18 protein-coding genes and 1 pseudogene are annotated in these 24,222 nt (G+C 65.1%); 10 read left to right on the top strand and 9 right to left on the bottom strand.

From position 1 onward, the window contains the following. Positions 1-4 precede the first annotated feature (4 nt). Together ACQ86E_RS17760 and ACQ86E_RS17765 are read left to right on the top strand one after the other, a co-directional pair. Positions 5-721: an MgtC/SapB family protein gene (locus ACQ86E_RS17760; RefSeq protein WP_431201084.1), complete on the top strand. Its 717-nt coding sequence runs from the start codon at positions 5-7 to the stop codon at positions 719-721. 103 nt (positions 722-824) lie between these two features. Continuing rightward, complete coding sequence (locus ACQ86E_RS17765; RefSeq protein ID WP_431201085.1) at positions 825-1,151, top strand: hypothetical protein; 327 nt, start codon at positions 825-827, stop codon at positions 1,149-1,151. 80 nt (positions 1,152-1,231) lie between these two features. Here ACQ86E_RS17765 and ACQ86E_RS17770 read toward each other — a convergent pair whose 3' ends face one another. The 5 genes from ACQ86E_RS17770 to ACQ86E_RS17790 all read right to left on the bottom strand — a co-directional run bounded on the left by ACQ86E_RS17770 (position 1,232) and on the right by ACQ86E_RS17790 (position 6,045). Then, complete coding sequence (locus ACQ86E_RS17770; RefSeq protein WP_431201086.1) at positions 1,232-2,626, bottom strand: homospermidine synthase; 1,395 nt, start codon at positions 2,624-2,626, stop codon at positions 1,232-1,234. A 111-nt stretch (positions 2,627-2,737) separates the two neighbouring features. After that, positions 2,738-3,127, bottom strand: a complete 390-nt coding sequence (locus ACQ86E_RS17775; protein ID WP_431206501.1) for a RidA family protein — start codon at positions 3,125-3,127, stop codon at positions 2,738-2,740. Positions 3,128-3,274: 147 nt separating this feature from the next. Beyond that, the gene (locus ACQ86E_RS17780; RefSeq protein WP_431201087.1) at positions 3,275-3,862 is read right to left on the bottom strand and encodes a GNAT family N-acetyltransferase; all 588 of its coding nucleotides are present in this window, start codon (positions 3,860-3,862) and stop codon (positions 3,275-3,277) included. Between the two features lie 130 nt (positions 3,863-3,992). Further along, positions 3,993-5,135, bottom strand: coding sequence for a type III PLP-dependent enzyme (locus ACQ86E_RS17785; protein ID WP_431201088.1), 1,143 nt, complete (start codon positions 5,133-5,135; stop codon positions 3,993-3,995). A 655-nt stretch (positions 5,136-5,790) separates the two neighbouring features. Next, positions 5,791-6,045, bottom strand: coding sequence for a hypothetical protein (locus tag ACQ86E_RS17790; protein WP_431201089.1), 255 nt, complete (start codon positions 6,043-6,045; stop codon positions 5,791-5,793). A 137-nt stretch (positions 6,046-6,182) separates the two neighbouring features. Between ACQ86E_RS17790 and ACQ86E_RS17795 the strand changes: the two genes are divergently transcribed. The 3 genes from ACQ86E_RS17795 to ACQ86E_RS17805 are packed head-to-tail and all read left to right on the top strand — an operon-like array spanning position 6,183 to position 10,032. Further along, positions 6,183-8,264 carry a M3 family metallopeptidase gene (locus tag ACQ86E_RS17795; protein ID WP_431201090.1) on the top strand — a complete coding sequence of 694 codons (2,082 nt, stop codon included), beginning with the start codon at positions 6,183-6,185 and terminating at the stop codon, positions 8,262-8,264. Next, positions 8,264-8,902, top strand: a complete 639-nt coding sequence (locus ACQ86E_RS17800; protein ID WP_431201091.1) for a DUF1007 family protein — start codon at positions 8,264-8,266, stop codon at positions 8,900-8,902. Before ACQ86E_RS17795 ends, ACQ86E_RS17800 begins: the two co-directional genes overlap by 1 nt. Then, positions 8,899-10,032, top strand: coding sequence for a nickel/cobalt transporter (locus tag ACQ86E_RS17805; protein ID WP_431201092.1), 1,134 nt, complete (start codon positions 8,899-8,901; stop codon positions 10,030-10,032). Before ACQ86E_RS17800 ends, ACQ86E_RS17805 begins: the two co-directional genes overlap by 4 nt. A gap of 164 nt (positions 10,033-10,196) precedes the next feature. Here ACQ86E_RS17805 and ACQ86E_RS17810 read toward each other — a convergent pair whose 3' ends face one another. Next, positions 10,197-10,595, bottom strand: coding sequence for an MAPEG family protein (locus ACQ86E_RS17810; RefSeq protein ID WP_431201093.1), 399 nt, complete (start codon positions 10,593-10,595; stop codon positions 10,197-10,199). Positions 10,596-10,674: 79 nt separating this feature from the next. Here ACQ86E_RS17810 and hemH point away from each other — a divergent pair. The 3 genes and pseudogenes from hemH (at position 10,675) to ACQ86E_RS17825 (ending at position 13,403) form a co-directional block, all read left to right on the top strand. Next, positions 10,675-11,713 (top strand): annotated as a pseudogene (hemH, locus tag ACQ86E_RS17815) (ferrochelatase). 235 nt (positions 11,714-11,948) lie between these two features. Continuing rightward, positions 11,949-12,944, top strand: coding sequence for an SPFH domain-containing protein (locus ACQ86E_RS17820; RefSeq protein WP_431201094.1), 996 nt, complete (start codon positions 11,949-11,951; stop codon positions 12,942-12,944). Between the two features lie 15 nt (positions 12,945-12,959). Then, complete coding sequence (locus ACQ86E_RS17825; RefSeq protein ID WP_431201095.1) at positions 12,960-13,403, top strand: NfeD family protein; 444 nt, start codon at positions 12,960-12,962, stop codon at positions 13,401-13,403. Between the two features lie 29 nt (positions 13,404-13,432). On the opposite strand, the gene ACQ86E_RS17830 is transcribed toward ACQ86E_RS17825, so the two are convergent. Beyond that, complete coding sequence (locus ACQ86E_RS17830) at positions 13,433-14,440, bottom strand: KpsF/GutQ family sugar-phosphate isomerase (protein ID WP_431201096.1); 1,008 nt, start codon at positions 14,438-14,440, stop codon at positions 13,433-13,435. A 193-nt stretch (positions 14,441-14,633) separates the two neighbouring features. Here ACQ86E_RS17830 and ACQ86E_RS17835 point away from each other — a divergent pair, with 193 nt between their 5' ends. Beyond that, positions 14,634-16,391, top strand: coding sequence for an outer membrane beta-barrel protein (locus tag ACQ86E_RS17835; protein WP_431201097.1), 1,758 nt, complete (start codon positions 14,634-14,636; stop codon positions 16,389-16,391). Between the two features lie 173 nt (positions 16,392-16,564). Here ACQ86E_RS17835 and ACQ86E_RS17840 read toward each other — a convergent pair whose 3' ends face one another. Next, positions 16,565-18,016 (bottom strand): glutamate synthase subunit beta, encoded by a 1,452-nt coding sequence (locus ACQ86E_RS17840; protein WP_431201098.1) that lies wholly within the window; start codon positions 18,014-18,016, stop codon positions 16,565-16,567. A gap of 175 nt (positions 18,017-18,191) precedes the next feature. After that, positions 18,192-22,925, bottom strand: a complete 4,734-nt coding sequence (gene gltB / locus ACQ86E_RS17845; RefSeq protein WP_431201099.1) for a glutamate synthase large subunit — start codon at positions 22,923-22,925, stop codon at positions 18,192-18,194. A gap of 490 nt (positions 22,926-23,415) precedes the next feature. On the opposite strand from gltB, the gene ACQ86E_RS17850 reads away from it, so the two are divergent. Beyond that, positions 23,416-24,165 (top strand): hypothetical protein, encoded by a 750-nt coding sequence (locus tag ACQ86E_RS17850; RefSeq protein WP_431201100.1) that lies wholly within the window; start codon positions 23,416-23,418, stop codon positions 24,163-24,165. Positions 24,166-24,222 lie beyond the last annotated feature (57 nt).

The raw sequence follows: 24,222 nt of genomic DNA on the forward strand, positions 1-24,222 counted from the left end.
GACCATGCGGTTTCTGACGACCTTCCAGATTGCTGACTTCGCCGACACCCTTGTCAGCCTGTTCACGGCCTTCGTGCTCGGCACGCTGATCGGCGCCGAGCGACAGTATCGCCAGCGCACCGCGGGCCTGCGCACCAACGTGCTGGTTGCGGTCGGCGCGGCCGCCTTCGTCGATCTCGCCATGCATCTGACCGGATCGGACGGCGCGGTGCGGGTGATCTCCTATGTCGTCTCCGGCATCGGCTTCCTCGGGGCCGGCGTCATCATGAAGCAGGGCATGGACGTGCGCGGGCTCAACACCGCGGCGACGCTGTGGGCCTCCGCTGCGGTCGGCTCCTGTGCGGGCGCCGACATGGTCGCACAGGCGGCGGCTCTGACCGTGTTCGTCATCGCCGGCAATACAATGCTCCGTCCGCTGGTCAATGCGATCAACCGGATCCCGCTGAACGAGAAGACCTCGGAAGCGACCTATTACTTCAAGCTCGCCGTCGCGACCGATGCGTTACCGGACATGCGCGACCGCCTCGTCGAGAAGCTCGAGTCTGCGAAATATTCGGTGGCCGATGTCGAGGTGGTGGAGATCAGCGAGGACGTCCTGGAGATCGTCGCGAGACTGGTCGCGACCGCGGTCGATCCGAACGAGTTGAACGCGGTGGCGACCGATCTCCAGCATTTGCCGGGCGTGCGTCACGCCACCTGGGAAGTGAGTACGACGGATTGAGCGCGCGGCATTTTGGCGCGCTGATGGACGGTTCCCCGATGGAGCGCCGCGGAACCCGGACCGGGCGATTTCGTTGATCCCGTGAACAGAAGCGGTGATCAACATGACCGGCAACGACAAGCGCAAACTGAAATTGGACTTCATCATTGCCTGCTCGCTGTTTGCGGCCGGTGTCGTGATCTCGGGGGTATCGATCGCGCAAATCCGCGCCGAAGGTCGCGTGGATCTGGCGCAGGCAACCCAGCCGCTCCAGGGCACCCCGTCCGACGATCAGAACAAGACGCCCGCGGAAGCCAAGCCAGGCGGCGACCGCCCGACCACGCCGGCCCCCGAGCCCGCGCGTCCTGATCCGCAGACGCAGGGCGCGGCCAAGCCGGCGTTGCCGCCGGCTCCGGCCGAGAAGATCGCGCCGCCGATTGAGAAAAAATAACGAATAGCCAGATGCGGCGTCATGGCCGGGCTTGTCCCGGCCATCCACGTTCTTGGCCGCTCGTGAAAGAAAGTGCGCAATCAACGCACCAGCACGTTCCGGAACTGCCAGGGATCGCTGGTGTCGATGTCTTCCGGGAACAGTCCCGGCCGATCCGTCAGCGGCGTCCAGTCGGTGTAGTAGCCCTTCACCGGTCCGAGATAGGGCAGCTGGATTTCCAGCAGCCGGTCGAAATCCATCTCGTCGGCCTCGACGATGCCTTCCCTGGGGTTCTCAAGCGCCCACACCATGCCGCCGAGCACGGCGGAGGTCACCTGCAGCCCAGTGGCGTTCTGATAGGGCGCGAGCGCGCGGGTCTCTTCGATGGAGAGCTGCGAGCCGTACCAGTAGGCGTTGTTGTCGTGGCCGAACAGCAGCACGCCGAGCTCGTCGATGCCGTCGACGATCTCGTTCTCGTCGAGGATGTGGTGCTTCTCCTGCATCTTGGCGGCGCGGCCGAACATTTCGTGCAGCGACAGCACTGCATCGTCCGCGGGATGATAGGCGTAGTGGCAGGTCGGCCGGTAGACCGCGGTACCCGACGCGTCGCGCACCGTGAAGTAATCGGCGATCGAGATCGACTCGTTGTGGGTAACGAGGAAGCCGTATTGCGCGCCGCGGGTCGGGCACCAGGTGCGCACGCGCGTGTTGGCGCCGGGCTGCATCAGATAGATGGCCGCACCGCAGCCGGCTTCGTGGGTCTTTGCATTCTCGGGCATCCACTTCTCATGGGTGCCCCAGCCGAGCTCGGACGGCTGCACGCCTTCCGACAGAAAACCTTCCACCGACCAGGTGTTGACGAAAACGTCAGGCTCTTTCGGCGTCTTGGAGCGCTGGGTGTCGCGTTCGGCGATATGAATGCCCTTGATGCCGGCCTGCCGCATCAGATCCGCCCATTCGGCCTTGGTCTTGGGCTTGGGGGCGTTGAGCTTGAGGTCGGCGGCGACGTTGAGGAGCGCCTGCTTGACGAAGAAGGAGACCATGCCGGGGTTGGCGCCGCAGCAGGAGACCGCCGTCGTCGAACCCGCGGGCCGTGCACGCTTGGCGGCCAGCGTCGCCTCCCGAAGCGCGTAGTTGGAGCGGGCTTCCGGCCCCTTCGAGGCATCGAAATAGAAGCCGAGCCAGGGCTCGTTGACGGTGTCGATATAGAGGGCGCCGAGCTCGTTGCAGAGCTCCATGATGTCGGTGGAGCCGGTGTCGACCGAGAGATTGACGCAAAAGCCCTGGCCGCCGCCTTCGGTGAGCAGCGGGGTCAGCAATTCGCGATAATTGTCCCTGGTCACGGCCTTCTGGATGAAGCGGACATTGTGCTTCTCGCAATGCGCCTTGCGTCCCTCGTCCTTGGGGTCGATCACGGTGACGCGCGACTTGTCGTAATCGAGATGCCGCTCGATCAGCGGCAACGTGCCTTTGCCGATGGAGCCGAAGCCGACCATGACGATGGGACCGGTGATCTTCGCGTAGATCTGCGAGGGGGGCTCATGGGATGGTTTCTCCGGAACGTGCTGGCAGACAATGGGTGAGGGGATCAGGCGCTGCGGCGCTTGTCAGATGCTGCGGCGCTTGGCGGTCGCTTCGATCTCGACCTTCATCTCGGGCTTGTAGAGCGCCGAGACGACGAGAAGCGTCGCGGCCGGGCGAATCTCGCCGAGGACTTCGCCGCATACCGCGAAGTGGGCGTCTGCATCCTTCGCGTCGGTGAGGTAGTAGGTCACGCGGACGATGTCGGCCATCTCGAATCCGCCCTCCTTCAAGGCCGCTTCGATGGTCTTGAAGCAGTTGCGTGACTGGCTGGTGACATCGGCCGGCATCGTCATCGTGGTGTAGTCGTAGCCGGTGGTTCCCGCGACAAAGGCGAACTCACCGTCGATCACGGCGCGGCTATAGCCGGCGGTCTTTTCGAAAGGGGAGCCGGTGGAAATCAGGCGGCGGGACATGGTCATGGGCCTCGACTGAAGGGGAATTTCGTGGGGTTTACGGGCAATTTGCGGGCCCGCGCAACCCCAAAGGAAAAGAGCTTAGCGCAGGCGTGGCCGGGCGCTGCCGCTCGATGCGGCTGCGGTCGTCGCCATCATGGCAATCCCTCAGGCCGCGTGCGCCTGGAGGGGACGAACTACCCTCCGTTTGGGCAGGGCCGCACCGGTCGGCACGATCATCCCCTCGGCGCCATCGAGCGTGCCGGCCTGGAATTCGATCGCCAGCAGGCGGTCGCGCTCGAACGGGCCGGGCAGCATCAATGCACCGGTTTTCTCGGGCGAGAACCCGAAGCGGGCGTAATAGGGGGCATCGCCGAGCAGGATCACGGCTTCATGCCCGCGCGCCCGGGCGGCGGCCAGCGCTTGTTGCATCAGCGCGGCGCCGATCCCGAGCTCGCGGCATGCAGGGTCCACCGCCAGCGGTCCAAGGACCAGAGCGGGCCTGCCTCCGGCGCTGACGTGCCAAAGCCGCACGGTTCCCACGAGCGTCCCCTCGCGCATAGCCGACAGCGCAAGGCCGGCGGCAGGTGCGCGTCCGTCGCGCAGGCGCTGGCAGGTGCGGTCATGGCGGGTCTCGCCAAAGCAGGCATCCAGCAGCGCTTCACGCATCGCAACGTCGGCAGCACGCTCCGCACGGATCGCGAACGGAGCGGCCTTCGAAGTGAGGGCAACCTGTGTCTTCCGAAAAGTAGTCATGGCGCGTCAGTCCCCGCTTGAGCCGACGTGCCAAAAGCACGCCGGTCCAAGGCGTCGTCAGATCGAAATGATGGGTAAGGAGCCGGCAAGCCGGCTCCCGGGTTCGTCTGGCCTCAGAACGAGAGGCGGATCAGATGTGGTAGGTCTTCAGCGGCGGGATGCCGTTGAACGCCACCGCCGAGTAGGTCGACGTATAGGCCCCGGTGCCTTCGATCAGCAGCTTGTCGCCGATCTCGAGCGTAACGGGGAGCGGATACGGGCTCTTCTCGTACAGCACGTCGGCGCTGTCGCAGGTCGGACCCGCGAGCACGCACGGCGTCATGTCCGCGCCGTCATGCGGAGTGCGGATGGCGTAGCGGATCGACTCGTCCATGGTCTCGGCGAGACCGCCGAACTTGCCGATGTCGAGATAAACCCAGCGCACCTCGTCCTCGTCGCTCTTCTTCGAGATCAGCACGACCTCGGATTCGATGATGCCGGCGTTACCCACCATGCCGCGGCCCGGCTCGATGATGGTCTCCGGAATCTGGTTGCCGAAGTGCTTGCGCAGCGCGCGGAAGATCGAGCGGCCGTAGGTCACCACCGGCGGCACGTCCTTCAGGTACTTGGTCGGGAAGCCGCCGCCCATGTTGACCATGGTCAGGTTGATGCCGCGCTCGGCGCAGTCGCGGAACACCTGCGAGGCCATCGCCAGCGCACGATCCCACGCCTTCACCTTGCGCTGCTGCGAGCCGACATGGAACGAGATGCCGCACGGCTCCAGGCCCAGGCGCTTGGCAGCGTCGAGCACATCGACGGCCATCTCGGGGTCGCAGCCGAACTTGCGCGACAGCGGCCACTCGGCGCCGGCGCAGTCATAGAGGATGCGGCAGAACACCTTCGCGCCGGGAGCGGCACGGGCAATCTTCTCGACTTCGGCGGTGCAGTCGACCGCGAACAGGCGAATGCCGTGCGCGAAGGCGCGCGCGATGTCGCGCTCCTTCTTGATCGTGTTGCCGAAGGAGATGCGGTCGGGCGTCGCACCCGCGGCCAGCGCCATCTCGATCTCGGCGACCGTCGCGGTGTCGAAGCAGGAACCCATGGAGGCGAGCAGGGACAGCACTTCCGGCGCCGGGTTCGCCTTGACGGCATAAAACACACGGCTGTCGGGCAGCGCCTTGGCAAAGGTCTGGTAATTGTCGCGCACGACTTCGAGGTCGACCACGAGGCAAGGCTCGGTGTCCTGGCCCTCGCTGCGGCGGTTGCGCAGGAATTCCTGAATACGTTCGGTCATAGCACTCTCCCAAACGGCCCAGCGACGGGGATCCGTTCAAAAAATGTCGTCGGATAAGCGCCCCGGCCAGATCGCGCGATGGAGGCGCGACGAGCCAAAGACTCAGATCAGACTGTGCTGCCGTGGATTGGTTGGGAATTTCCCGCCCGCACACCTGGCAATGAAGGACAAGCCTTTTCAGTAGCCCGCGCCGGCGTTGGACTGCCGGTAGAGACCAAAAAAGCCCGATCCGTCGTTGCTTTAAGTCGCGTCCCCCGTTGAGAGCGGGGTGCGCCGGTTCGCCTCCGGCTGCCAGTCACGGTTGCAAGAAGTGAAGTCACCTTCGACAAGGCATCTCTTTGAGAGAGATGCTGGACGCTTCGGAGTCTGCTTTGGCCTTTCGGCTTCCGCACTTCCGAAGAGCCCCTCGGCTTCTTCACCCCTTGGCGGCTGTCCGGCCTCTTGTCCGGATACCTACCGACTGACACACGACCACAGGCACGTGCGAAATTGGGCAAGAGCGCACATAAGGGTTTTGCCCCTGCTTCGCAAGATTTTTTTAGGCTGAGAACAGAATTGCCTAACATCTGCTTGCGCAGTGTTGCGCGAGCGCCGCGGAAGATGAACGCGCGTTAAGCTTTCAGCACTGTGCGCGCGTCTCTTGCGCGAGAAAGCGTCAGCCGCGTTTCGTGAAGGGCTCGATGCGCTGAGCCGCGCGAACGAAGGCCGTCATCACGAGCACGCCGAGCGCGAACAGCACCGCTTGCAGGATGTGCGTGCCCTGGTCGCCGAGCCCGAACAGGATCGCGAGCGCCCAGCCGCCGGCAAAGGCTGCGCCGAACACTTCGGCGCCGATCAGGATGGCGGCGCTGATGACGGTGATGACGCTCGGCCAGACGATCTGACGGGAGGACGAGGAGGGCGCGTTCATGGGCTCAGGGATCTCTCGGCTTCGAGGGCCGCAATCTCCCCGAAAAGGCGGGCGGGAGCAAGGCCAAATGGCCCAAAAAAGCCCCATCGCGTGCTATAGCTGGCCGCAACAAATCAGCTCGAAAACCGGGACTTGCAATGTCAGACCCCCGCCAAACTACGGACTCAGAGACCAATCCGCTGCTGAAGGCCTGGCTGACGCCATTCGCGACCCCGCCCTTCGACGAGATCGAGCCGGAGCATTTCCTCCCGGCCTTCGAGCAGGCCTTCGCCGATCATTCCGCCGAGATCGCGGCGATCACCAACGATCCCGCCGCGGCCGACTTCGCCAACACCATCACGGCGCTGGAGCGCTCGGGCAAGCTGCTCAGCAAGGTCGCGGCCGTGTTCTACGACCTCGTTTCGGCGCATTCCAATCCGGCCATCCTGGAAATCGACAAGGAGGTTTCCTTGCGGATGGCGCGGCACTGGAATCCGATCATGATGAACGCCGTGCTGTTTGGCCGCATCGCCCAGCTGCACGAGAACCGCGCCAATCTGGATCTGGCTCCCGAGCAGCTTCGCCTGCTGGAGCGCACCTACACCCGCTTCCACCGCTCGGGCGCCGGCCTCTCGGAGGAGGCCAAAAAGCGCATGGCGGAGATCAACGAGAAGCTCGCCCAGCTCGGCACCGGCTTCAGTCATCATCTGCTCGCCGACGAGCAGGACTGGTTCATGGAGCTTGGCGAGGCCGACCGCCAGGGTCTGCCCGAGAGCTTCGTCGCCGCAGCCAAGGCTGCGGCGGAAGAGCGCGGCATGGAAGGCAAGGCCATCGTGACGCTGTCGCGCTCCTCGAGCGAGCCGTTCCTGAAGAGCTCGGCGCGGCGTGACCTGCGCGAGAAGGTCTACAAGGCTTTCACGGCGCGCGGCGACAACGGCAATGCCAACGACAACAACACCACCATCGTCGAGATCCTGAAGCTGCGCGAGGAGAGCGCCAAGCTGCTGGGCTACCCCACTTTCGCGGCCTACCGGCTCGAGGATTCCATGGCCAAGACGCCGGATGCGGTGCGCGGCCTGCTCGAGCGGGTCTGGAAGCCGGCGCGGGCGCGTGCGCTCGCCGACCGCAACGAGATGCAGGCGCTGATCACGGCCGAGGGCGGCAATTTCAAGCTCGCCGCCTGGGACTGGCGCTTCTACGCCGAGAAGCTCCGCCTGCAGCGCGCCAATTTCGATGACGCCGCGATCAAGCCCTATTTGACCCTCGACAACATGATTGCGGCGGCCTTCGATTGTGCCACGCGCCTGTTCGGCATCACCTTCGCCGAGCGCAAGGACGTCCCGGTCTGGCACCCGGACGTCCGCGTCTGGGAAGTGACGGGGCCGGACGGAAAGCACAAGGCGCTGTTCTATGGCGACTACTATGCCCGGCCGTCAAAGCGCTCCGGCGCCTGGATGACCTCGCTGCGCGATCAGCAGAAGCTCGACGGCGAGATCGCGCCCTTGATCATCAATGTCTGCAATTTCGCCAAGGGTGCCGGCGGCGAGCCCTCGCTGCTGTCGCCGGACGATGCCCGCACCCTGTTCCACGAATTCGGTCACGGCCTGCATGGCATGCTCTCCAACGTGACCTATCCGTCGCTGTCAGGCACCTCCGTGTTCACCGATTTCGTCGAGCTGCCCTCCCAACTCTACGAGCACTGGCAGGAGCGACCCGAGGTGCTGCAACGGTTCGCCCGCCATTACCAGACCGGCGAGCCGCTGCCGGACGATCTGCTCCAGCGCTTCCTTGCGGCGCGGAAATTCAACCAGGGCTTTGCCACCGTCGAGTTCGTCTCCTCGGCGCTGGTCGATCTCGAATTCCACACCCAGCCGGCTTCGGCCGCGCAGGACGTGCGCGCGTTCGAGAAGAAGGAGCTGGAGAAGATCGGCATGCCCGAGGAGATATCGCTGCGCCACCGGCCGACGCAGTTCGGCCACATCTTCTCCGGCGACCATTATGCCGCCGGCTATTACAGCTACATGTGGTCGGAGGTGATGGACGCCGACGCGTTCGGCGCGTTCGAGGAGGCCGGCAACATATTCGATCCCGCTGTCGCCAAGCGCCTGCACGACGACATTTATTCGAGCGGCGGATCGGTCGATCCGGAAGCCGCCTATGAGGCCTTCCGCGGCCGTCCGCCGGAGCCGGACGCGCTGCTCCGCCGCCGCGGCCTGCTCGACACCGCGAATGCGGCCTGATGGGCATGCGCGCCCTGTTCGGCCTGTTGCTCGCCGCAGGCCTCACGCTCGCGGCGAGCGTGGCGCACGCGCATCCGCATGTCTGGATCACCGCGACCAGCGAGCTCGTCTATGCGCCCGACGGCAGCATCACCGGGGTGCGCCACGCCTGGACCTTCGACGACATGTTCTCGGCCTATGCGGTGCAGGGGCTTGAGAGCAAGACCAAGGGTGCCTACACGCGCGAGGAGCTGGCGCCGCTGGCGCAGACCAATGTCGAGTCGCTGAAGGAATACGCCTACTTCACCTTTGCGCGAGCCGACGGCAAGAAGGAGCGTTTTAACGAGCCGGTCGACTACTTCCTCGACTACAAGGATGCGGTGCTGACCCTGCACTTCACGCTGCCGCTGAAGAATCCGGTGAAGGCCAAGCAACTGGTGCTCGAAGTGTTCGACCGCTCCTATTTCATCGACTTCCAGATGGCCAAGGACAATCCGGTCAAGCTGGTCGGCGCGCCCGCAGGCTGCCAGATGAAGCTCGATCGGCCCAGCGACGGCTCCGCCACCGCCCAGAAGCTCAACGAGCAGACCTTCCTGAACGGCGAGAACTCGAATTTCGGCATGATGTTCGCCAACAAGATCACGGTGGATTGCCCTTGAAGCCGCAGCTCTCCCCGCTCGCGCGCTGGCTCGTCGTCTGCGCCGGCGTTCTTCTCGTCGTAGGCGTGGCCGATGCCGCGCTCCACGATCTCCTCGCGCAGAATCCGTTCGGCGCGCCGCGTCCCGCGCAGCCCGCCGAGCCCGCGGCCGGCGGCTTCATCGGCTGGCTGCTGGCAAAACAGTCTGAATTCTATCGCCAGATGTCCGCGACCATCCGCGCCGCCAAGACCGACGGCTCGGCGGTGTGGACGCTGCTGTTCATCTCGTTCGCCTATGGCATCTTCCACGCCGCAGGGCCCGGTCACGGCAAGGCGGTGATCGCCTCCTATCTCGTCGCCAACCGCGAGACCGCGCGGCGCGGCATCGCGCTCTCGTTTGCATCCGCCCTGATGCAGTCGCTGGTCGCAATTCTCATCGTCGGTATCTCGGCCTGGGTGCTGAACGCGACCGCAAAGACCATGTGCAAGGCGGAAGGCGCGATAGAGATCGCGAGCTATGGCCTGATCGCGCTGTTCGGCCTGCGTCTGGTCTGGGTCAAGGGACGTACTTTCATCCGTGCGCTCCAGGCCGCCCAGCCGGTGCCTGCGATCGCGGGCGTGCCACATGACCATCACGATCACGGTCATCACCATCATCACCATCATCATGATGCCCACGATCATCATGACCATGCTCACCATCACCACGATCACAGTCACGCCCATGCCGATCACCATCACGGGCACGACCACGTCCATGACGAGCATTGCGGCCATTCCCACGGCCCCACGCCGAGCGAGCTCGCCGGCCCTGGCGGCTGGCGGCGCGGCTTCGCTGCGATCCTGACCGTCGGCATCCGTCCCTGCTCGGGCGCAATCCTGGTGCTGGTGTTCGCGCTCGCCCAGGGCCTGTTCTGGGCCGGCATTGCCGCGACCTTCCTGATGGGGCTCGGCACCGCGATCACGGTTGCCGCGATTGCCCTCGTTGCCGTCTCCGCCAAGGACATCGCCGCCCGCCTGAGCGCGGGCCGCGACGGCGGCGGCGCGCTGTTCATGCGCGGCATCGAATTCGGTGCCGCCGCCCTCGTGCTGCTGTTCGGCACGGGCCTGCTGCTGGGCTACATCGCGGCCGAGCGGACCACGTGTTTCTGAGCCGACGCCTGCGTTCACGGTGCCGGCCTGGAAACAGCGGTCGCTCACCTTGCTCCGTCATTGCGAACGCGGCGAAGCAATCCAGAATCCCTCCGCGGCAGCAGCCTGGATTGCTTCGTCGCAAGAGTTCCTCGCAATGACGGCTTTGGGACAGCCTCGCCCCATCACACCGGCAAGAACCGCTTCAGCAGCGGCATCAGGAAGATCGCCAGATTGATCGCAAAGCCGATGCTCCAGAGGATCGAGCGCAGCGTCGGGCGGTTGCCGAGATAGGTCAGCACATAGGCGATCCGCACGATCAGAAACAGTGCCGCGAGTTCGTCGATCAGCCGCTGCGGCGAATCCCGGTATTCGGCGAGCAGGACGGCGAAGGCGAAGAACGGAAAGGTCTCGATGCCGTTTTGGTGGGCACCGAGGGTACGCTGCGCGAGGGCGTCTCCGTAGAAGGCTGGGTCACGCGGCCGGGAATTGTCGAATCCGCGAAACCTGATCCATTTGATCGATGCGATCGTTAGGAGATAGAGCAGCAGCGCCCCGAACACGCACCATTCTGCCAGCGTCATGGTTCCTCCCCTCGACGCGGACCCTAGCGAAACCGGCCCAATCTTGACAAGTTCGGTGCAACGCGCGACGCAACGGATCATGACGACCATAGCCCCCATCGAGACCGCGAAGCCGGCCCTCCAGACCAACCAGCCGCGCGTCGGCGTGCTCCTGGTCAACCTCGGCACGCCCGATACGGCCGACGCGCCCGGCGTGCGGGTCTATTTGAAGGAATTTCTGTCGGATGCCCGCGTCATCGAGGATCAGGGCCTGATCTGGAAAGTGGTGCTGAACGGGATCATCCTGCGCACCCGGCCTCGCGCCAAGGCGCGCGACTATCTGAAGATCTGGAATACTGAGAAGAACGAGTCGCCGCTGAAGACCATCACGCGCTCGCAGAGCGACAAGCTCGCGGCCGCGCTGTCGGACCGTGAGCACGTCGTGGTGGACTGGGCGATGCGCTACGGCAATCCGTCGATCAAGTCGGGCATCGACGGGCTGATCGCGAGGGGATGCGACCGCATCCTCGCCGTCCCGCTCTATCCGCAATATTCCGCACCGACTTCGGCCACCGTCTGCGACGAAGTGTTCCGCGTGCTCTCCCGGCTCCGCGCGCAGCCGACGCTGCGGGTGACGCCGCCTTACTACGAGGACGAGGCCTATATCGAGGCGCTGGCCACCTCGATCGAGACGCATCTGGCGAGCCTGTCGTTCAAGCCCGAGCTGATCGTCGCCTCCTTCCACGGCATGCCGAAATCCTATGTCGACAAGGGTGATCCCTATCAGGGACAGTGCGTTGCCACCACCGAGGCCCTGCGCCGTCGGCTCGGCATGGACGAGACGAAATTGCTGCTGACCTTCCAGTCCCGCTTCGGATCTCGACGAGTGGCTGCAGCCCTACACCGACAAGACGATGGAGCGCCTCGCCAAGGAAGGCGTGCGCAGCATCGCCGTGGTGACCCCTGGCTTTTCCGCCGACTGCCTGGAGACGCTGGAGGAAATCGCGCAGGAGAATGCCGAGATCTTCGAGCAGAACGGCGGCGAGCATTTCGCTGCCATCCCCTGCCTCAACGACAGCGAGCCCGGCATGGACGTGATCCGCACCCTGGTGCTGCGCGAGCTTCAGGGCTGGATTTGAAGGGCATCCCGACCAAACCGCGCGGTACGGCTCAAAATCTTAACGTTTGCCGCTAGGTTTGCGTCTGCACGCTTTCAAGAGCTTTTCGCAAATACATAATCGCGACCGTTCCCTGTCCCCACGTCTTGTGCAGAATCGCACCGATACCGACGTTACTGACAGCCGCTGAACCGGTAAGGTCGCGATCCCGACCAATGACAGCGCGGGAAACGGCTTTTCCTGCCTTGGAGGACATATGAGCGGCTTCGACATTTTCGCGATTGTGCTGGTTGCGCTCGTCATCGTCACGCTGGTCGCCGGCGTCAAGACGGTGCCGCAGGGCTATGACTGGACCATCGAGCGGTTTGGCAAATACACCCAGACCCTGAGCCCCGGGCTCAATCTGATCGTGCCCTATTTCGATCGCGTCGGGCGCAAGATCAACATGATGGAGCAGGTGATCGACATTCCCGAGCAGGAGGTCATTACCAAGGACAACGCCACCGTGACGGTGGACGGCGTCGCCTTCTACCAGGTGTTCGATGCCGCCAAGGCAAGCTACGAGGTCTCCAACCTGACCCAGGCCGTCACCGTCCTGACCATGACCAATATCCGTTCAGTGATGGGCGCGATGGACCTCGACCAGGTGCTGTCGCATCGCGACGAGATCAACGAGCGCCTGCTGCGCGTGGTCGATGCTGCGGTCTCGCCCTGGGGCCTCAAGGTCAACCGCATCGAGATCAAGGACATCGTGCCGCCCGCCGACCTCGTCGAGGCCATGGGCCGGCAGATGAAGGCCGAGCGCGTCAAGCGCGCGGACATTCTGGCCGCCGAAGGCCAGCGCCAGTCCGAGATCCTGCGCGCCGAAGGCGCCAAGCAGGGCCAGATCCTCCAGGCCGAGGGCCGCAAGGAAGCTGCGTTCCGCGACGCCGAAGCGCGCGAGCGCTCGGCCGAGGCCGAAGCCAAGGCAACGCAGATGGTCAGTGAGGCCATCAGCAAGGGCGACGTCGCGGCGCTGAACTATTTCATCGCCGACAAGTATATCAAGGCGTTCGGGCAATTGGCCGACTCGCCGAACCAGAAGGTCATCATGCTTCCGGTGGAGGCGATGAGCATGCTGGGCTCGCTCGCCGGCATCGGCGAGATCGCGAAGGCAACGTTCGGCGAGAGTGCGGCGTCCGCCGCCGGGCGTCGCGGTTCGGTGCCGACGACCGGCGGTACGCCACCGGTGGTGCCGCCACGGCAGGGATAGGAAAGAGGTCGCGTCATGACCGACATGTTCGTATCGCTCGGCACCTGGAACTGGCTGATCTTCGGCTTCATCCTGATGGGGCTGGAGGTGCTGGCGCCAGGCATCTTCCTGTTCTGGCTCGGGCTGGCCGCGCTTCTGGTCGGCCTGATCTCGTCCACGATCGTCATATCCTGGCAGATCCAGCTCGTGATGTTTGCGGTATTCGCCGCCGCCGCGGTGCCGGTGTGGCGCCGGCTCGCCCGGCCAAAGTCGGATGCAAGCGCGAGCCCTTTCCTCAACAAGCGCTCCGAGGCGCTGCTCGGCCGCGAGTTCACGCTGGAGAAACCGATCGTCGACGGCAACGGCACCATGCGCATCGGCGACACGGTGTGGCGTGTCGCAGGTCCCGATACGCCGGCCGGAACGCGGGTGAAGGTGGTGCAGGTGGACGGCGTCAATTTGACGGTGGCGGCAGCCTAGTCCGCCGTCATTGCGAGAAGCGAGCGCGTCTACGCCACACCCGCGCGCAGCAGATCGTGCAGGTGCACGATGCCGACCACCTTGTCCGCCTCGGTCACCACCAGCGTCGTGATCTTGCGCGTATTCAGTACCTCGATCATCTCGGTGGCGAGCATCGAGGGCGGCACGGTCTTCGGCTGCTTGGTCATGACGTCGTCGACCGCCACCGTCAGCAGATCGGGCCGCATGTGGCGGCGCAGATCGCCGTCGGTGATGATGCCCGCGACGCCGCCGGCATCATCGACGATGCAGACGCACCCCAGGCCCTTGGCCGACATCTCCATCACCGCGTCCGACATCTTGGTGCCGAGCGGCTTGAGCGGGATCTCCGCGCCGGTGCGCATGTAGTCGCGGACGAATTTCAGCATCGCGCCCAGCTTGCCGCCGGGGTGGAAATGCGCGAACTCCAGCGCGGTGAAGCCGCGGCCTTCGAGCAGCGCGATCGCGATGGCATCGCCGATCGCCACCTGCATCATGGTCGAGGTGGTCGGCGCCAGATTGTGCGGGCAGGCCTCGCGCGCCTTCGGCAGCTCGAGTACGAAGTCGGCGGCCTGTCCCAGCGAGGACGTCGCGCTGGACGTCACAGCGATCATGGGGATCGCGAAGCGCGCGGAATAGTTCACCAGGGTCTTCATCTCCGGCTGCTCGCCGGACCAGGACAGCGCCATGATGACGTCGTCGGCGGTGATCATGCCGAGGTCGCCATGCGCGGCCTCCGCGGTGTGGACGAAGAAGGCTGGCGTGCCGGTCGAAGCCAGCGTCGCCGCGATCTTGCGTGCCATGTGGCCGGACTTGCCGAGCCCGGTGACGATGACGCGGCCCTTGGCGTTGCGGATCAGGTCGACCGCCTTGGCAAAGGTCTCGCCCAGCGGACCGCGCAGGGCGGCGGCGAGGGCGTTGATGCCGCCGCTCTCCGTCTCCAGCGTGCGGAGCGCGGAGTCGACGCTGGCAGGGGTGGAGCCGGATGATGGGGTCATCAGCGGTTTCGATCTCGGCATGTTTTCGTCCAAGGGAAGGGTGGGGCGGTGCCCGTTGGCACCTGCTTAGCACGCCCGGGCGGGCGAGGCGACGCGACCTCAAGGGCCCTCAACCGGTCATTAACCATAATTGTTTTAACTCCATTAACGATGGTTTCCGCCAGCCGGCGGAGGTCATCGTAAAAGTATTTGATTTTGTTGGGGTAATTCCATCGTGGGGTCGTCTCCAGGCACCGGCCGGAGCAAGCGCGCGCATTTCCTGCGCGCGGCCTTGCCGTGCTTCGTGCTGACCGCCCTCGGAAACGCGCCGGCGGCGGCCCAGAGCCTCACCCCCGACCTCTTCAATCCCACCCGCGGCGGCTTCGCCTCGCCGGAGACGCTGCCGACGCGCCGCACCGCGGGCGTCCCGCAGGCCCCATCGGACACCCTGCCGACGCCGCCCGACCCCAACGCCGATCCGCGCAAGCGACAGCAGACCCCGGCGGGCTCACGTGTCGGCCAGACACCGACCAATCAGGTCCCGACCTACGGCCTGCCTGCCGCCAATGGCGCCAGCAGTTCCGGATACGACTCGCTCAACCGCAAGCGGCAGCAGCCCAAGCTCTATCCCGGCCAGCCGAAGCCGAAGCGCGCCGGCCCCGGCTCGCCTTTGCCGACCACGAAGCCGCAACCGTCCACGCTCGGCCTGCCGAAGATCGCGCCGCCGCCGTCCGCCTCCGCCAACAAGGCGCCGGTGCCGGCCGCGATGGCGGGCACCGTGCCCGGCCAGCCGCTGCGCCGCCGCCTCAAGGCGGATGACGATGCATTCGGCGCGGTCGGCGACTATGCCGGCAGCTTCCTGATCAAGGGCGGGCTCGAGCTCTCCGCAGGCTACGACACCAATCCGGCGCGCCTCAACAAGCCGATCGGCTCGCCGGTCTATGTCGTCGCGCCCGATCTGCTCGTGCAGTCCGATTGGGAGCGTCACGCGCTGGTCGCCGATCTGCGCGGCTCGTTCTCGGGCTACACCAACAACATGCCGGCGACGATCGACGGTTTTGCTTCGCCCTCGCCGGTCGAGATCAACCGCCCCGATTTCACCGGCCATGTCGACGGCCGCCTCGATGTCGACCGCGATCTCAAGCTGACCGGGCAGGCGCGCCTGCGGCTCGCCACTGACAATCCCGGCAGCCCGAACGTGCAGGCCGGCCTGCAAAAATATCCCATCTACGCCGCTTACGGCACCACAATCGGCTTCGACCAGACTTTCAACCGCTTCCAGGTGGCCGCCGGCGCCACGGTCGATCGCACCGCCTACACGGATTCGAAACTCACCGATGGCTCGGTCTTCGACAATCACGACCGCGACTTCAACCAGTATGGCGGCGTCGGACGTTTCTCCTACGATCTGAAGCCGGGCCTGAAGCCGTTCGTCGAGATCCAGGGCGACACCCGAATCCACGACGAGGCCGCCGACCGCAACGGCTACTTCCGCGATTCAAACGGCGGCTATGCCAAAATCGGCTCGTCCTTTGAGTTCTCGCGCATCCTGATCGGCGAAGTCTCGGTCGGCTATTCCGCGCGCAACTACACCGACCCGCGGCTGAGCCAGCTCGCGGGCTTCCTCACCTCGGGCTCGCTGATCTGGAACGCGAGCGGCCTCACCACGGTGAAATTTTTCACCGACACGCAGATCGCGGAGACCACCATTCCCGGCTCCTCCGGCGTGCTGGTGCACACCTACGCCGCCGAAGTTGATCACGACTTCCGCCGCTGGCTGACCGCGGTCGGCAAGTTCACCTACGGCACCTACGACTACCAGAACCAGGGCCGCAACGACAAAACCTACTCGCTCGAAGGCAATTTGATCTACAAGCTCAACCGCAACATCTGGATCAAGGGCACGCTGCGGCATGACATCCTGGATTCGAACCAGGCGGGATCGAGCTCGCAGGGGACGGTGGTGATGCTGGGCGTGAGGCTGCAGAATTAGCCCGGCGGTCGCGTATTCAGTGCGACAAGGAGCGAGAGTGCGGCTGTTCACGCCGGTCATTCCGGGGCGCGCGAAGCGCGAGCCCGGAATCCATTTATCCACGAACTCTGAGGCTCGATGGATTCCGGGCTCGCGCCAAGTGGCCCGCCCGGAATGACAGTGTAGCGGCTAATCTACCGAGGCAGATCCGTCTTCCCCATCAAGAAAGTATCGATCGACCGCGCGCACAGCCGCCCTTCGCGGATCGCCCACACCACCAGCGATTGGCCGCGGCGCATGTCACCGGCCGAGAACACGTTGGGGCGCGAGGTCTGGTAGTCCAGCGTGTTGGCCTTGACGTTGCCGCGCGGGTCGAGCTCGACCGAGAGCAGCTTCAAGAGGCCCTCATGCACAGGGTGCACGAAGCCCATCGCGAGCAGGACGAGGTCAGCATCCAGCTCGAACTCGGTGCCGGCGATCGGCTTGAACTTGTCGTCGACGCGGACGCAGTGCAGCTTCTTGACCTTGCCGTCTTCGCCGGTGAACTTCTGGGTCAGCACGGCGAATTCGCGGATCGCGCCTTCGGCCTGGCTGGACGATGTCCGCATCTTCAGCGGCCAGTTCGGCCAGGTCAGGCCCTTGTTCTCGTGCTCGGGCGGGGCCGGCATGATCTCGAGCTGGGTCACGGAGAGCGCACCCTGGCGCAGCGAGGTGCCGATGCAGTCGCTTCCGGTGTCGCCGCCGCCGATGACGACGACGTGCTTGCCGGCGGCCAGGATCTCCTGGACGCCGTTCAAGGGCTCGCTGGAGACGCGGCGATTTTGTTGCGGCAGGAAGTCCATCGCGTAATGGATCCCGGCGAGGTCGCGGCCGGGGATCGGCAGGTCGCGCGGGGCTTCTGCGCCGCCGGTCAGCGCCACGGCATCGTAGGCGTTGAGCATCTCGCGTGGATCGACGTTGCCGTCAGTGCCGACATGGCTGTTGTAGTGGAAGGTGACGCCTTCGCCTTCCATCTGCGTGATGCGTCGGTCGATGACGCCCTTTTCCATCTTGAAGTCGGGAATGCCGTAGCGCAGAAGGCCGCCGGCCTTGGCGTACTTCTCGAAGACATGCACGTCGTGGCCGGCGCGCGCGAGCTGCTGCGCGCAGGCCATGCCGGCCGGTCCCGCGCCGATCACGGCGACCTTCTTGCCGGTCTTGTGGGCGGCGATCTCAGGCTTCAGCCAGCCATTGTCCCAGGCGCGGTCGACGATCGCGCATTCGATGGTCTTGATGGTGACCGGGTTGTCGTCGATGTTGAGCGTGCAGGATGCCTCGCACGGCGCAGGACAAATGCGCCCGGTGAATTCCGGGAAATTGTTGGTCGAGTGCAGGTTGCGCGAGGCTTCTTCCCAGTTGCCCTGATAGACGAGGTCGTTGAAATCGGGGATCTGGTTGTTGACCGGGCAGCCGGGCGTGCCGGGCGAGACCGAGCCGGTGCCGTGGCAATAAGGAATGCCGCAGTTCATGCAGCGCGCGGCCTGGTCGCGCGTTTCCTTCTCGGAGAGGGGAACGACGAACTCGTTGTAATGCTTCACGCGCTCGGCGACCGGGGTGTACTTGCGGTCATGCCGTTCGATTTCGAGAAAACCCGTGATCTTGCCCATTAAACCCGAAGTCCCTGCCGCTTAATTCGTTTGTTGCTTCTTCAACCGTCATTGCGAGGAGCCCGTGACAAAACTGCGGAGCAATTTTGCACTGTAGCGACGAAGCAATCCAGTCTGTTGCTCAGGAAAAGTCTGGATTGCTTCGCTGCGCTCGCAATGACGGGCGCTGATAATCCTACGCTCCGATCGCGATTTTCGGCTCGGCGTCCGCGTTGGTGGCCAGTTCGCGCAGCGCGCGCCGGTACTCGACCGGCATCACCTTGCGGAATTTGGGCAGCCAGTCCTTCCAGTTGGCAAGGATGTCGGCGGCACGCTTGGAGCCGGTCGCTTTCGCATGGCGCGTGATCAGGACGTGCAGGCGCTCGACGTCCGAGGCCAGCAGGTTCTTGAACACGTCGACCCGGCCATGAGCCTCGAGATCGCCACTGGCGTGATAGCTGTCGGCGTTGATCATCTCTTCCGACAGCACCGGCTCGAGCTCGACCATCGCCATGTTGCAGAGCTTGTCGAAGGAGCCATCCTCGTCCAGCACATAGGCGATGCCGCCGGACATGCCGGCCGCGAAGTTGCGCCCGGTCTTGCCGAGCACGACCACGATGCCGCCGGTCATGTATTCGCAGCAATGATCGCCGGCGCCTTCGACCACGGCGACCGCGCCGGAGTTGCGCACGGCGAAGCGTTCGCCGGCGACGCCGCGGAAATAGCACTCGCCCTGGATCGCGCCGTACATCACGGTGTTGCCGACGATGATGCTCTCTTCCGGCACGATGCTGCTGTTGGCCGGCGGCTTGACGATGATCTTGCCGCCCGACAGGCCCTTGCCGACATAGTCGTTGCCTTCACCCTCGAGCTCGAACGTGACGCCGTTCGCGAGCCACGCACCGAAGGCCTGGCCGGCGGTGCCCTTGAGGCTGACATGGATCGTGTCCTGCGGCAGGCCCGCATGACCGTAGATCTTGGCGACCGCACCCGACAGCATCGCGCCGGCGGAACGGTTGGTGCTGTTGATGGTGGCCTCGATCTTCACCGGTGCGCCGCGATCGAGCGCGGGCTGCGCCTTCTCGATCAGCGTGCGGTCGAGCACGGCCTCCAGATGATGGTTCTGGCGCTCGGAGTGATAGATCTTCTGGCCCTTCTCTTCCTTCTGTTTGACGAACAGCTTGGAGAAATCGAGGCCCTTGGCCTTCCAGTGCGCGACCAGCTTGGTCTGGTCGAGCAGCTGAACCTGGCCGACCATCTCGTTGAAGGTGCGGAAGCCGAGCGAGGCCATGATCTCGCGGACTTCCTCCGCGACGAAGAAGAAGTAGTTGATGACGTGCTCGGGCTGGCCGGTGAAGCGCTTGCGCAGGACGGGGTCCTGGGTCGCGACGCCGACCGGGCAGGTGTTGAGATGGCACTTGCGCATCATGATGCAGCCGGCCGCGATCAGCGGCGCGGTGGCGAAGCCAAACTCGTCCGCGCCCAGCAGCGCGCCGATCACGACGTCACGGCCGGTGCGGAAGCCGCCGTCGACCTGGACCACGATGCGGCTGCGCAGCCGCTCGCGCACCAGCGTCTGGTGGGTTTCGGCGAGGCCGATTTCCCACGGCGAGCCGGCATGCTTGATCGAGGTCAGCGGCGAAGCGCCGGTGCCGCCCTCGAAGCCCGCGATGGTGACATGGTCCGCGCGCGCCTTGGCGACACCCGCGGCGACCGTGCCGACGCCGATCTCGGAGACGAGCTTGACCGAGACGTCGCCCGCCGGGTTGACGTTCTTGAGGTCGTAGATGAGCTGCGCCAGATCCTCGATCGAGTAGATGTCGTGGTGCGGCGGCGGCGAGATCAGGCCGACGCCCGGCGTCGAGTGGCGGACTTTTGCGATGGTCGCGTCGACCTTGTGGCCAGGCAGCTGGCCGCCTTCGCCGGGCTTGGCACCCTGCGCCATCTTGATCTGCATCATGTCGGAGTTGACGAGATACTCCGTGGTGACGCCGAAGCGGCCCGAGGCGACCTGCTTGATCGCCGAGCGCATGCTGTCGCCGTTCGGCATCGGCTTGAAGCGGTCCGATTCCTCGCCGCCTTCGCCGGTGTTCGACTTGCCGCCGATCCGGTTCATGGCGATCGCGAGCGTGGTGTGCGCCTCGCGCGAGATCGAGCCGAAGCTCATCGCGCCGGTGGCGAAACGCTTGACGATGTCCTTGGCCGACTCGACCTGGTCGAGCGGCACCGGCTTGCGCTTGTCTTCCTCGGCGTTCTTGATCCGGAACAGGCCGCGCAGCGTCAGCAGGCGCTCCGACTGCTCGTTGAGGATCTTTGCGAAGGCGCGGTAGCGCTCCAGCGAATTGCCGCGTGCGGCGTGCTGCAGCAGCCCGACCGATTCCGCGGTCCATGCATGGTCTTCGCCGCGGCTGCGATAGGCATATTCGCCGCCGACATCGAGCGAGGTCTTGTAGACGAGCGCCTCGCCGAACGCGTCGGCATGGCGGCGCACGGCTTCTTCCGCGATCTCGGCCAGGCCCACGCCCTCGACGCGGGTATGCGTGCCGGCGAAGAACTTTCCGACGAAGTCCGCCTTGAGGCCGACCGCGTCGAAGATCTGCGCGCCGCAATAGGACTGGTAGGTCGAGATGCCCATCTTGGACATCACCTTGAGGAGGCCCTTGCCGATCGACTTGATGTAGCGCTTGACGATCTCGTAATCGTCGAGCGAGCCGGGCAGGCGGTCCTTCATCGCGATGATGGTCTCGAACGCCAGGTAAGGATTGATCGCTTCGGCGCCATAGCCCGCGAGGCACGCGAAGTGATGCACTTCGCGCGGCTCGCCGGATTCGACCACGAGGCCGACCGAAGTGCGCAGGCCGGTGCGGATCAAGTGATGATGCACGGAGGCGCAGGCCAGCAGCGAGGGGATCGGCACGCGGTCGCTGCCGACCATGCGGTCGGACAGGATGATGATGTTGACGCCTTCGCGCACCGCGCTTTCCGCGCGTGCGCAGAGTTCGTCGAGCACCTGGTCCATCCCGGCCGCACCGAGGCCGGAGTGGAAGGTGGTGTCGAGCGTGCGCGACTTGAAGTGCGATTCAGCGACTTCCGAGATCGAGCGGATCTTTTCGAGATCGGCGTCGGTCAGGATCGGCTGGCGCGCTTCGAGACGCTTGGTGGTGGCGAGACCCTGCAGGTCGAACAGGTTCGGCCGCGGTCCGATGATCGAGACCAGGCTCATCACCAGCTCCTCGCGGATCGGGTCGATCGGCGGGTTGGTGACCTGCGCGAAGTTCTGCTTGAAATAGGTGAACAGCGGCTTGGCCTTGTCCGACAGCGCCGAGATCGGCGTGTCGTTGCCCATGGAGCCCGCTGCTTCCTCGCCGATGGAGGCCATCGGCGTCATCAGGATCGTGATGTCTTCCTGGCTGTAGCCGAAGGCCTGCTGGCGATCGAGCAGCGATAGGTTGGAGCGCACGCCGGTGGTCGGCACCTTCGGCAGCTCTTCCAGCACGATCTGGGTGCGCTCCAGCCATTTCTTGTAGGGATGGCTCCTGGCGAGATCGGCCTTGATCTCGTCGTCGGGGATCAGGCGGCCCTGCTCGAGGTCGACCAGCAGCATCTTGCCGGGCTGCAGCCGCCACTTGGTGATGATCTGGTCCTCGGGGATCGTCAGCACGCCCATCTCGGACGCCATCACGATGCGGTCGTCCTTGGTCACGAGGTAGCGCGCCGGCCGCAATCCGTTGCGGTCGAGCGTGGCGCCGATCTTGCGGCCGTCGGTGAAGGCGATCGCGGCGGGGCCATCCCACGGCTCCATCAGCGCGGCGTGATATTCGTAGAAGGCGCGGCGCGTCTCATCCATCAGGGGATTGCCGGCCCACGCCTCCGGAATCATCATCATGACCGCGTGCGGCAGCGAGTAGCCGCCCTGCACCAGGAATTCGAGCGCGTTGTCGAAGCAGGCGGTGTCCGACTGGCCTTCGTAGGAGATCGGCCAGAGCCTGTTGATGTCCTTGCCGTAGAGCTCGGAGCTCACCGAGGCCTGGCGCGCGGCCATCCAGTTGGTGTTGCCGCGCAGCGTGTTGATCTCGCCGTTGTGCGCGATCATGCGGTAGGGATGCGCCAGCGACCATGCCGGGAAGGTGTTGGTCGAGAACCGCTGATGCACCAGCGCCAGCGCGCTCTCGAAATCCTTCTCATGCAGGTCGGGATAGTACTTGCCGAGCTGGTCGGCGAGGAACATGCCCTTGTAGATCACGGTGCGGCAGGACATCGAGCAGGGGTAATAGCCCGCAAGCCCGCGGTCGCGGCGCTGATAGATCGCCTGCGAGATCGACTTGCGCAGGATGTAGAGCCGGCGCTCGAAATCGTCCTCGGTCTTGGCGGTGCCGTTGCGGCCGATGAACACCTGCATGCAGGCGGGCTCGGTCGGCTTCACGGTGACGCCGAGCGAGGAATTGTCGGTCGGCACGTCGCGCCAGCCGAGCAGGGTCAGGCCCTCTTCCTTGATCTGGTCGGCGATGATGCTCTTGATGACGTTGCGCCAGGCGGTGTCGCGCGGCATGAACAGCGCGCCGATGGCATATTCGCCGGGCTGAGGCAGCGCGAAGCCGAGCTCTCCGGCCTTGCGGCTGAAGAAGGCGTGCGGGATCTGCACCAGAATGCCGGCGCCGTCGCCGGCGCGCGGGTCAGCGCCGACAGCGCCGCGATGCTCGAGATTGCAGAGGATGCTGAGCGCGTCCGAGACGATCTCGTGGGACTTCTTGCCCTTGATGTTGGCAATGAAGCCGACGCCGCAGGAATCCTTCTCCAGGCTCGGATCGTAGAGGCCCACGGCCGGCGGACGCGAATTGTGTTCCTGAATCGGATCGGTCGTTTTCGAGGCGACCGTCGCCGACAGTTCTTCTGCCACGATGTTTGCGCGCTCGAATTGCGACCCGTTCATGTCCTCGTCCTCTCCATGCGGCAAGCTGCCTCACCGCTCTCTTCGGCGCACCTTGGGCGTTCCGCGGCACCCGCTTCTGGGTCACCGCTCGTCCGCTGCGAGCCGCATTTTCTTAGAGCCAGGCTAGGCGTTCTTCGTCCCCGAGAACGGCTTTGCCTGTTGCCTTCCCAGTGCTCGAGAGCACCGACTTTCGTTGCAATCCCTATGCCGGAACCGCAAGCAAAATTGAGACAGTCTTCCTGTCCTAACCATCACCTTGCCAAATTTTTGTCTATCACACAAGCGCGCGGAAGTCCCGATTCCCGATCTGTCAATCAATCGCTTTCCGAAAGTTGCGCGGCCCCCGTTTTGAAGCAAACGCGCCCCGATCCGGCCCAAGCGACGCCGGAATCCCCGGTGAAGCTTCGGATCACCCCTTCGAAAGGCGCGTCACGCCGCAAGAAGCGAAAGCGCGCGAGGCATTCGGGGGCCTGACAGGAGCGTGCCGACCATGAAGTTTTTCACAGGATGTGTAGTCGCCGCCGCGCTGGCGCTGGCTGAGACCGCGGCTCAAGCGCAGATTCCTCCGCAAGTCCCGGCGAACGGTATTTCAGTCGGGGCCGCAATCGCCGTGTCCGATTTCGACGGCCCCTATGCGCCGGGCGAAGCCGCGCCGCCACCGCCGCCGCGCTATGGCTATGGCTATGGCTACGAGGAGCGCGGCCCGGCACCGGCGCTGCTGCCTTCGACCGAGGTCTATGCGGTGCTGCGCGACAACGGCTTCTCGCCGCTCGGCATCCCGCGCCTGCGCGGCAGCGTCTATACCATCGCGGTGATCGACCGCCGCGGCGACGACGGCCGGCTGGTGGTCGACGCCCGCGACGGGAGAATTTTGCGCTTCATGCCGGCCGCCGACGCCTATGGCATGGCCCCCGCCTATGAGGAGCGCGCGGTCGCGCCTTACGGACCGCAAAGCGCGCTGCCGCCGCCCACCATGGTCCGCGGTGGCCCGCCACGTCCGCCAGCCCCGATCCCGCATGTCGCCAGCCGCGCCGTGCCGCTGCCCAAGGCCGCTCCGTCGCGCGGCGCGGCGCCTGTCGCAGCGGCGAAGCCGGCCGAGCCCGCGACGCAGACCGCCGCCGTGCAGGCAAAGCCCGCGGAAGCCCCATCGCAAGCCGCCGCGGCAACCGTCGGTCAGGCCAAGCCCGCTTCCACGATTTTGCCGACGCAGGAGATGCCGGCCGCGCAAGGGCTGGACTAGAGCTGAACAAACAAAAGCGCCCGACAATTTCGGGCGCTTTTTCACGAAGGCGACAGC

The sequence above is a fragment of the Bradyrhizobium betae genome (assembly GCF_050632175.1).
GTDB classification, from domain to species: Bacteria; Pseudomonadota; Alphaproteobacteria; order Rhizobiales; family Xanthobacteraceae; genus Bradyrhizobium; species Bradyrhizobium betae_B.